Source organism: Loktanella sp. DJP18, assembly GCF_049310965.1.
Classification (GTDB): Bacteria; Pseudomonadota; Alphaproteobacteria; order Rhodobacterales; family Rhodobacteraceae; genus Loktanella.
Genome location: NZ_JBMERN010000137.1, coordinates 1 through 9,241 on the forward strand (window position 1 = coordinate 1; position 9,241 = coordinate 9,241).

The 9,241-nt window shown below is 56.5% G+C and carries 11 protein-coding genes; 2 read left to right on the forward strand and 9 right to left on the reverse strand.

The genetic code is table 11. The annotated features are described in order from the left end of the window. Nucleotides 1-207: 207 nt before the first annotated feature. The 5 genes from ACOI1H_RS21595 to ACOI1H_RS21615 all read right to left on the reverse strand — a co-directional run bounded on the left by ACOI1H_RS21595 (nucleotide 208) and on the right by ACOI1H_RS21615 (nucleotide 3,080). Nucleotides 208-720, reverse strand: a complete 513-nt coding sequence (locus ACOI1H_RS21595) for a hypothetical protein (RefSeq protein ID WP_422440079.1) — start codon at nucleotides 718-720, stop codon at nucleotides 208-210. Nucleotides 721-823: 103 nt separating this feature from the next. Then, nucleotides 824-1,036 (reverse strand): DUF1127 domain-containing protein, encoded by a 213-nt coding sequence (locus tag ACOI1H_RS21600; RefSeq protein ID WP_422440081.1) that lies wholly within the window; start codon nucleotides 1,034-1,036, stop codon nucleotides 824-826. An 87-nt stretch (nucleotides 1,037-1,123) separates the two neighbouring features. After that, nucleotides 1,124-1,702, reverse strand: a complete 579-nt coding sequence (locus ACOI1H_RS21605; protein WP_422440082.1) for a hypothetical protein — start codon at nucleotides 1,700-1,702, stop codon at nucleotides 1,124-1,126. A 3-nt stretch (nucleotides 1,703-1,705) separates the two neighbouring features. Beyond that, complete coding sequence (locus tag ACOI1H_RS21610) at nucleotides 1,706-2,350, reverse strand: hypothetical protein (RefSeq protein WP_422440084.1); 645 nt, start codon at nucleotides 2,348-2,350, stop codon at nucleotides 1,706-1,708. Between the two features lie 31 nt (nucleotides 2,351-2,381). Next, nucleotides 2,382-3,080, reverse strand: coding sequence for a hypothetical protein (locus ACOI1H_RS21615; protein ID WP_422440085.1), 699 nt, complete (start codon nucleotides 3,078-3,080; stop codon nucleotides 2,382-2,384). Between the two features lie 803 nt (nucleotides 3,081-3,883). On the opposite strand from ACOI1H_RS21615, the gene ACOI1H_RS21620 reads away from it, so the two are divergent. Then, the gene (locus ACOI1H_RS21620) at nucleotides 3,884-4,375 is read left to right on the forward strand and encodes a DUF5333 domain-containing protein (RefSeq protein ID WP_422440087.1); all 492 of its coding nucleotides are present in this window, start codon (nucleotides 3,884-3,886) and stop codon (nucleotides 4,373-4,375) included. A 15-nt stretch (nucleotides 4,376-4,390) separates the two neighbouring features. On the opposite strand, the gene ACOI1H_RS21625 is transcribed toward ACOI1H_RS21620, so the two are convergent. Continuing rightward, the gene (locus ACOI1H_RS21625) at nucleotides 4,391-5,191 is read right to left on the reverse strand and encodes a hypothetical protein (RefSeq protein ID WP_422440088.1); all 801 of its coding nucleotides are present in this window, start codon (nucleotides 5,189-5,191) and stop codon (nucleotides 4,391-4,393) included. 483 nt (nucleotides 5,192-5,674) lie between these two features. Between ACOI1H_RS21625 and ACOI1H_RS21630 the strand changes: the two genes are divergently transcribed. Next, nucleotides 5,675-7,552 (forward strand): hypothetical protein, encoded by a 1,878-nt coding sequence (locus tag ACOI1H_RS21630; protein WP_422440090.1) that lies wholly within the window; start codon nucleotides 5,675-5,677, stop codon nucleotides 7,550-7,552. A 114-nt stretch (nucleotides 7,553-7,666) separates the two neighbouring features. Here ACOI1H_RS21630 and ACOI1H_RS21635 read toward each other — a convergent pair whose 3' ends face one another. Genes ACOI1H_RS21635 through ACOI1H_RS21645 form a run of 3 tightly spaced genes read right to left on the reverse strand, consistent with a single transcriptional unit; the run spans nucleotide 7,667 to nucleotide 8,901 of the window. After that, on the reverse strand, nucleotides 7,667-8,158 hold the full coding sequence (locus ACOI1H_RS21635) for a hypothetical protein (RefSeq protein ID WP_422440092.1): 492 nt from the start codon (nucleotides 8,156-8,158) through the stop codon (nucleotides 7,667-7,669). After that, complete coding sequence (locus tag ACOI1H_RS21640) at nucleotides 8,142-8,528, reverse strand: hypothetical protein (protein WP_422440093.1); 387 nt, start codon at nucleotides 8,526-8,528, stop codon at nucleotides 8,142-8,144. Before ACOI1H_RS21640 ends, ACOI1H_RS21635 begins: the two co-directional genes overlap by 17 nt. 55 nt (nucleotides 8,529-8,583) lie before the next feature. Continuing rightward, nucleotides 8,584-8,901 carry a hypothetical protein gene (locus ACOI1H_RS21645; protein ID WP_422440095.1) on the reverse strand — a complete coding sequence of 106 codons (318 nt, stop codon included), beginning with the start codon at nucleotides 8,899-8,901 and terminating at the stop codon, nucleotides 8,584-8,586. Nucleotides 8,902-9,241 lie beyond the last annotated feature (340 nt).

A 9,241-nucleotide genomic window follows, 5' to 3' on the forward strand; every position in this document is an offset into this window, starting at 1 on the left:
AGGCGAATACCCCGGAACAAGTGGGCGCATGTTGTCGGAATGGGTGGGCGCATGCTCCGGAATACGCAAGCGGAGAAGCCGCCGCGCGTGCGGAGCATGTTTTCGGCGCGGTTGAGGAAGCCACCAACTGTCATCCTGTTCTGTGCCATGGTGCCGTCCTTTTTTCTGATTTCACGTATGAGATCAGAGAAAGGACGCGCACCACTTTTAGTCCGTCATGAAGAGGTCTTTGGGGGTCTTGATCTCAAGGTCGGGGAAGATCCGATCTGCCATCTCTGCGCCGGGCAACCAGCTCGTTTTTCCGCCGTCGCTGTTCACCGCATTGAGTGCGTCCGGTAATCGGCTCAGCACCCAGCACAGGAAGGCCGTTACGACGATGTCGTAGGGGAGACGCTGTGTCTTGACGAACATGAAACCGTTATAGGAGTTTTCAGACTCCTGCCAGGGCTGACGTGGTGCCGCGTTCTTCCAGAACGTGAATGTCTCGCAGCTATCCTCGCCGATGCCATTGATGCGCAAGACGGGGCCGTGAGCGAAGTCAGTGCGGTGCCAGGCGCGCGCGATGATTTGGTGGTTTGAGAGGGTGCCATCGGCGTCCTCGCTGAGCTTCATACCGTCTTTGCTTGCATCCGTGACGATGCGCGAGAAGGCGTCGACACACAGGTCCCAGTCATCATCTGACAGGGGCTTGGTGTGGTAGTAGTAGTGCGTGTATCCCATCCGGCTCTCCCTGTCTTCGGCGACATACCAACGACGCAGGTCCGCGTCGATCCAAAGCGAAGGCCCCGACGACGTAAGGTCGCCGGGGCCGAACTGCCGTTCATCAGATCTGGTTCATCGCTTCGCGCGCGATGGCATGGATGTCGCCGCGTGCGACGCCGATATCGTCAAGTTCGTGCAACGACAAAGCACTCAGCTCTTTGACGGTCTGGCGATACTTGGCGCGACGCTTGGCGGCCAACGCCAAGCGTGCTGCGATCTGTGTCAAGGCTCCGGAAAACGACGGTTTGTGAACGGCGATCGAGGAGAAGGTCATGTGGGAAATCTTTCTTGTTAAAGGTCTGGAGCGGACATCGGGTCAGCACTCCCGCTTAAAGGGGTGCTGAAACTATGAACGCCGGCATCACAGCTGCGTTGATCCTCCCGGTAAGATACCTTCGCGGTCGATGAGGCGGACGCCGTCTTTCCAAATCCATCTGATCAGGTCGGATGCTTCCTCACTGATGCGGGCGAGAAGGGCTGGAGCACCGATCCTCTCGTGGGCGCTGGTCGGTCTTTTGAGGATGACGACACCGTCTTTCTCAAGTCTGGATCGCTTCCTGCGTTCAGCACTTGCAGCTGGCAGCACGAAGACAATGTCGCGGTGCAGGAACATGCGCCATTGCACTCCAATCTGCTCGGAGACCCATACGTACTTGCGGTATTCATGATCACTTGTCGGGACGTTCGATTGTGGAAGAAGGCAAGGCTGTGATGCCTTGGCGGGAGAGAGGTGCACGCCGTCCGGCATGCGTAAAATGCATTCGGCCCCGGACAAATTGAGGGTGCAGTGAACCCGGTTGAACGATGTATGTCCACGTGACGTGTTCACGATTGACACAAGGTCAGGCATCTCGTTCAGGCAAACGTCGATACGCGCTGTGAGGTCTAGGCCGTAAAGCGCGTCAGACCACCAGATCGCGAGTGATGCAGGTTTAGCCATCGCTCATACCATGTCTTTGGAGTTGATGCGGATCGAGACATTATCGTAAAACGGCAGCCAGGTTTGCCGGTCGCTGCGCGTTTCCAAGGTTTGCGTGATCATGGTGTTGATGAAGTCCTCGACCATACTGATCGCCATCATGCGCTCGTGGGCGGAGCTACCGACGTCGACGAGCAGTCTGATATGCTGGTCGACAATGTCCTGATCGATTGTGGTCATATCCTTGGCCTTCGCCGCCCGAGCCATGGCGACCGCGGGATCGATGCACAAGGCAAGCATTCCCACAGGCAGGCAAATGACGGTGAAGGCTTTGCCGCCCAGCTCATCCTGTCCCATGTCCACCAGCATCTCGTCGATACCTTCGCTTGAGACATCTCCACCAAAGGCGATGAAATATGGGGCAGCTGCAAGGCCAACGAGGCTGTGCGGTGCTGTAAAGAGGTCAGTGCACGCTATTTGACCAGCTGTGTCGATCGTCCAGGCCTGCGCCATGTTGCAGTTCGTGATGGTGCCGTCATCGACGAAGAACCTGTCGCTGACGCCGATCACATCATGAGCCTGGTTTGGCCTTTGCAGATCTTTGAGGTGCTGCCTGATCTCGGCAGTAAAGATCGCGGATGTCGTCGTATGGATGTTCAGGCGGCGCATGCTAGGTCTCTCGATGTTGTCAAAAAAATGGTCAGGTGTGACGTAGCGGTAAAATCCTGATGTCGGTCTTCGAAAGAGCTGCCGTGACCGCGTCAAATTGGGCTCTTCGTTCGGGGTCCGGAAATGCCTGCTGACCCCGTTCATTGTAGGCCAGGTTCTTGTCGATCAGGATCTTCATCAGCCGATGCACATCATGGGTAAAAGTGATCTGCTCGTGGTGGGAGATCCTTTCGTTGACCACGCAACAGAAGGTGGCGTCCAGGATGCGCTGAGAGATCTGTGTCGCTAAAAGTTCGTCGCTGCGGGATCGCAGATCACGAAGCCACTTCAGCGGCGCATTCGGGCATAGCAATACGCCACCGGCGATATGATAGGCATTCATCAGACTGCTAGCACCGCGTGCGATGGCTTCCGTTTTCAGTGTCTCGAAAAGATCCTGATCACCGAATACGGTGAAAGCAGCACCGCCGACCTTGTCACGCAGGTTGCGTGGCAGGGCGGGCAGAATTGTCTGGCTTGCGCATCCTGTGGCATCGACCATTAAAGCTGAAATCACGTGTGTGTCGATGATCTCGCTGCCCCGCGTGGGATACATCCTGGCGAGTGCGACAGGTTCGCCTGAACGAGCGTCAAGATCTGCCAGCGTTTCACTGAGATGCCCATGCAGCTCTGGGCCGAAACCCTTTGTTGTCACCAGCGGTATGGTCCGTATTTCTTTCGCATCGGTCATGGATGTCTCGGTGCTCTCAATTTGCGGGCTTCGGGCAGAATATGTGTTCGCGTGAATGAAGTCGTCGCACGCCTTACGGGTGTGCGGCTTCAATGCGCGTGCCAAGACTTTTTCCAGGCTGACTGTTTTTCGTGTCTTCGCGAGGCGCCGGTGACGCCTCGATACCCCGATCCTGTGGCTTCCGCTCGGGTCCCGCTGTGCGGTCCCCGTGTCGGAAGGTCGCTCAAGCACCAGATGCCTCGTCCGCCGCCGTGAGGCGCGTGGTTTCTCGATACCAGCGGGACCGGTTCCGCAAGACCAAGGGGGTCACCGACCCCGGCATATCTGCGGCCGGGACGCGGACGGGGCGAGAGGAGCCCAGCGACGGATCGCCGGGGCCAGACCCCGGAAAGCGCGGTGCCTTCCGCGCTCTTGCGCCTGACGCGTGGCAGGTGCTTGTATTTCCGGCAGAGCCGGTCTGCCGCGGCAGCGGTTTTCTCGCAGCGTCAGTGTTCTCTTTTTGTGTGTTTTCTCGTCCAGGATGTGGCTCCTGCCAAAGAAGAAGAAATCTCCGCCAGCGAGATCATGCCCCATGCGGCAATCGGTCAGGCCCGATCAATACCACCCCACCACAGACATGATGAGGGGCGCGGGGCGGAGCCCCGCTAGAGGGGTGCCGGGGCTTTGCCCGGCCAGATGTCGCCTGGGCTGATCGTCGCAAGGTCCTGTGGTGTGCGTGGCGTCTGCTTCGCCTGTGATCGTGCCGGTGGTCGAGATCGGCACGATCACAGGCTGTCATTGGGCTTGCTTGGGTATGATATTGGATGGCAGCGGCATCTTCCCCATTTCCTGGTCAACAAGAGCTTCAACATTTCCAGGAGAGCAACATGCAGACATTCCCATCTTTCAGGCACTTCCCCGCAATCCTGACCGGCACACTGGTCTTGATGATCGCATCGGGTGCCGGTGCTCTCCCAGCCCTGCGTGAGGTCAAGGACATCCGGGACCCGCTGATCATCACTGCTGTCGCATGGGAAATATCCGAGAAATGCGATGACATCAGTGCGCGCAAGATCCGCGGCTTGCAATACCTCTACGGTATCCGCTCGGCAGCGCTCGCCCTTGGCTACACATCTGATGAGATCGAGATCTACATCAAGGACAAGGCAGAGAAAAAAATCATCGAAGACCTGGCGCGCCAGCAAATCAGAGTGATGACACGCGATGTTGAAATTGCTGAAGGCGAGGATGCATTGTGTGCGCTGGGCCAGGATCAGATCGGTAAGGGGACGCTGATCGGGCGTCTCTTGCGGTAGCGCGACCGGGTCTGATTAGTCGTCGTGTGCGTCCAGTCGATCGAGCATAGCCTCGAAGTCCACTTCCACGCCGAGGGCGGCAGGAAATGTGTGCACAGCAATGATATCTGTCAGCACACGATTGAGCATCATCTTACCCTGCTGCTCCACGTAATCTTCCATGTGTGCGACGGCCTCCTCAAAGCTTCTGGAGGTGATCTGTTCTCCGTCAATTTCGAGCGGACGCAGTGTGTAGCCTGTCTTGCAGCTGAAGATATCGGCGGCGATCTCGCCCATGTCGGAGAGTGTGTCCACGTCTGCCGGCGGTATGAGGCCGGCGTTTGCGGCAAAGAGGACAGCGTGCGCGATCTCGTGGAACATCGTGACCAGGTAAGCTGACAGATACTCGTCCAAGTGACGTCGCGGATGAATATCGCCTTCCGCAAGCGCGGTGACGCTTTCCATGAAGTCAGCCGGGTCTGATGCGACCAGGATACGGTAAGCGCGTGCATAGGCGGATTCGTCGTTGAACGGGTCCGAATCCTGCGTCGAGATCAGAAAGACGCCGAGGGCGCCGGGGCAGTCTGAAAGAGCATCGATGCCCGCGCGTGTTGCAAGCATCACTTCAATTGTCGTGGTATCCTCGGCGAGCCCGGAAGCCACGATGTCTTCATTCAGATATGGTTGCTTCAGGCTGTCGTGTGCTTGAAGCCGGTCCAGCGCAGTCTGCCACCATGCGATCAGGGATTCTGGTGCCCATCCGGCTGTCAGTTCATAATCTGTCACGATATCGGCGGAAATCCGGTCTTCGAAAACGCTGAGAGAGAGCTTAATCATCGTGATATCCTTGTTTCGTGGGGCAGGGTTGGGGTCTTCAGTTTAAAGACCCTACCCGTCGCACGGCATGTTTTGACCCGCGTTTCGGGTTCACAGATGACTTCGTTCACGATATGTTCCAGCATGCCCTATGAGAAGATCATCCTTGGCACGAAATGGAACGTGCGTCTGCAAGACATGACCGGTGCGGATGCCCTGCGCGTCCAGTGTCCGAGCTGTGACCGCGTATGGCATGTGGGCCCGCATCTTCTTCTCCTCAGGTTTCCGCCATATACGCGCATCGTCACCATGGAGGGGGATATGAAGTGTCGGAGTTGCAAGAGAGCGGGAGACCTTTACTGGGAAATTGTCAGGGCGCGGTGCTTGACACATGCAGAGGTCGGCGTGGCCCCGCATGATCTGGAATAAATTGCTCTGGATCAGTGAAATCTGGACAGAGACGGAAAGAGTTGCTTAACTTCTCGCATTTGAGGGGAGTTAAGCATGTCAACATCACTTTCAGCACCGACGTCGAGCTTTTATTATGCCGGAAGGCCTGGCTTCGATTATCGACGATATCTCGAAGAGAAAAGCCATTTCGACAGTGTTGTTCTTGCGGTTGACGACGCTTCTCTGAAATCCGTCGGGGGCATGACGCGCCTTCAGAACAGGATGGGGACAGCACTCACGGCGCTCGAGCGCGGAAATGCTGAAATCGGTAACAGGATTGATGCGGGTTTTGATCGGCTGACTGATCGTGTCGATGCAGGATTTACAAAGGTCGACGACACCCTTCAGCGTGGATTTGGCGCTGTCTCGCTCCACCTTGAGGAGATCAACGACAGTATCGGCAACATGGCGTTCGTCTGTGAGCAGGGATTTGGCATGTTGGCGGCGGAATCCGCACGATCCAACGTGCTGCTTCAGGAAATAGCATCGTTGATGAAAACGCCCGACCAGGTGTGGGCGCAGGAGCAGTTTCAGGCCGCAAGGGGATGCATGGACCGCGAGCTTTGGGCGGAGGCGCTCAAAATGATCGATCGCGCCATTGATGGCGACGGTCACCGTTCTGGATATTTCGTCGAGCCGGCCTTCCATTTTTTGCGCGGAGATATTCTGATGAATATGCCTGAGCGCTCACAGGGCATGGCGTTTGTGCGAGAAGCCGCTGACAGCTTTCTGGAGGCTCATAAACTTGGCGGCAAAAAGCCAGGTCCACTTCAGGCTATGGCTCTCGTGCGTGCATCGTGGTGTCGATACGTTGACGAAAAAAGGGATGAAGCGATTGTCCTGGTGCGCAGGGCCATCAGTATAGATCCGACGGCCGTGGCCTGGTTCCATCTGGCAAAATATACGGCAGAAACAGCAGTCAGAGGAGTTCATAAGCCGCTCGTCGAGACCATCCTGAAGGATGAAATTTTCCTTCTGCGGGCCAAGAACGACGTATCATTTGCAGAGGTTGATGTCGATGCATCTGTGGAAGAGGCCCAGCAACGCAGGCGCGCTGAGTTTGACAAATGGCGCAAAGACGAGTTCGACGAAGCCGGCACGCGAGAAATGATCACTATTTTGTCCACCATGACGTCCGAGGATTCCTTGAACGTGTTCTCAGGGTCGGGTGAAAGTGAAGTTTTGGCGGCTCTCAATATTTTGAAAACGACGGTCGCTGAAATTGAAGGGATAGCAGCGGATGGCTCTATCGCGGCATTGAATGATTTTATGACACGCTCGCCCGAGGGCACGCATGTCATCCGGAAGGATGCCACTGTCAGAAGAACGCATTTTGCCGTTGTAAGTAATATCAAAGCCATTGGGAATCGCTTTGCGGAATCTGAAAGCAATAGGGTTCAAAAAAAGAAAATAGTCCCCAATAGTGTTTCACTGGATTCAAGCAAGGGTGGTGCCGAGGGTGCAGTTCTTGGTGCGATTATAGGAAGCGGAGCCACTTTAATATTTCAGCTTCTGGTATATGGCAGGTCATACATCGAGTTCTGCGGTCTATTTGCGATTGTTGGTGGTGTCCTGTTGAGGGATATCATGCAGCAGCAGGTCTTCAAGTATCGTTGGAAGTCGGAGGAGAAGCTCAAAATGCAAAAGGCGCATGTTGCACAGCTTGCCGAGGATGCGAGGTTTTCTGATAATACTAAAAAGGAGAAGTCGCGTATTTCCAAGGTTCTTGCGCTCAAATCTCAGTTTGAGAGACTGCGTGGCGTTGCAGGTTTCGATCGTGACGATGAAGAAAGAGAGGCGGGTATTTTCAGAAGGGGAAAAGGCTGTGCTGCTTGCGACGGAAATGGGGTGAGGTGGAGTTTCGACAATCGATGGACTGGTCGTTTTGGCGCGTGCCGAGAGTGTCTGTCAGCCACTCCGGCTGGAAGCTGAACCAGTGGCCCGGACGCGTCGCCAAGGCTTCCGGATGGATGGCGGTCACATGAGCAATCGCTGATCCGAGAACTGGCGATATGTAAGCAAACGCCTGTCTCATTCTGCGATGCCTCAACTCGCGTTGAGGTTCAGCAAATCATGATAGCGCCGGAAGAAGTCGAGCTTCAAAAAGCTGTCGACACCGGCTGGATGCTCGCAGTCGAAGTGCAGGTCGTCGCAGAAGATCCAGACATGACCGGGACAAATACGAGCGATTGCGTCGAAACGCGGCCGATCTTGGGGCGTAACGCTCAGGCCATAGACGCGGTCCAGAAGATCCCAATCCCATGTGACATCTTCATCAGCCTGGAGGATCAGGCTGTCCGTCTGAAGCGTCCACCAGTTTTGACCATCTCGACCCTCAGCATGAATCCAGTCTGGGCCGACGGCTTTTTCCAGAACATCAAAGGCAAAGTTTTCGCAAAGTCCGTTGCCGATATCCCAGAGCGAATGTCCGTCAGCATGATATCGATCTCTCACTAGGCACACTGCCTCCGAAAAGGCTTTTGAGCGCGCCGATCGGAATGCGTCTGACGGTATCTGGTCCTCAGGCGGTGACAGCATGGTCGAATGTCATCGATTTTGCAGCAGACAATGTGCCGGGGTTCATGTGCTTTGTGCCATTGAGGACGCCCCGCGCGATGTCCCAGATGCCGTAGGCGGCTTCGTCTGGGATCTCCGACAGCGTGTCGATTTGGCGCGCAACGGATCGCAGCATGTCGCGTTGTGTGCTGGCTGCACCGGACGTGCGGTTTAGTGCGTCCGAGATCAGGGTCTTCATCGTCTTCTGCGCAATCGTGACCTCTTCATCGTCAGCGAGGGGCAGGGTGACCATGCGGGCGATTTCGGCCAGTGCGACGTCCATCACGATAAGATCGTGTGCTGCGGCGTCGAGTGTTTCGATGCGGGGTGCGCGGGACAGGGTGTTTGTCATGTCATTCTCCTCGGAGGGTGATCTGTATGTTGTTCTGAAAGAGCGGCGCCGACGATCAGTAGCGCCGCATCTCGCGGGGGATCATCTCGCCGCGGTTGCCAGCTTCAGCGCAGCGCATCACGTCGGCGATGCGGTCTGCGGCCATGGCGATCTGGCTTGGCAGCGAGGCCACGCGAACTTCGATCGCGGCGATCCAGCCCATGATGCGCCAGGCATCAGGCCCGCGTTCACTATTCTTGATCATGTTTGCGGCCTCTGTCAGACGTGACAGCTCGTGTGTCAGCATGTCGAGCTCAGCCCGCGTTTCGACCGGACGGCCGGCGGCATATGCGATGTCGGAGAGAATGGATTCAAGCGTCATTGTGCGCGGCATGATCTGAGCTCCTTTTTTTCTGGGTCGGGGCGAGGCCCCGGTCTCACGCTTGAGACCGGGACTGGCATCCGTGCCCGCCGGACCGCACCGCGGTTTGGAAACACGCCTTCATCTCGGGTCTGCTCAAAGCGAGGCGCGCAGCGTTTTTTGCTTGTGCCGCCAGGCAACCGCGGAACGCACATCACGTGCCATGAGGAATCTAAAAGGGCCGTCTTCCCATCGGAAGAACGGCCCTCGTCAAATGATCATCTGAAAGACAGACAGGGTGTCGGCACAATCGGGGATCAATAACCCGTGCAGCGGTTAGGCGCGTGCGGGGACTTCGGGTTGTTCGCGCGCT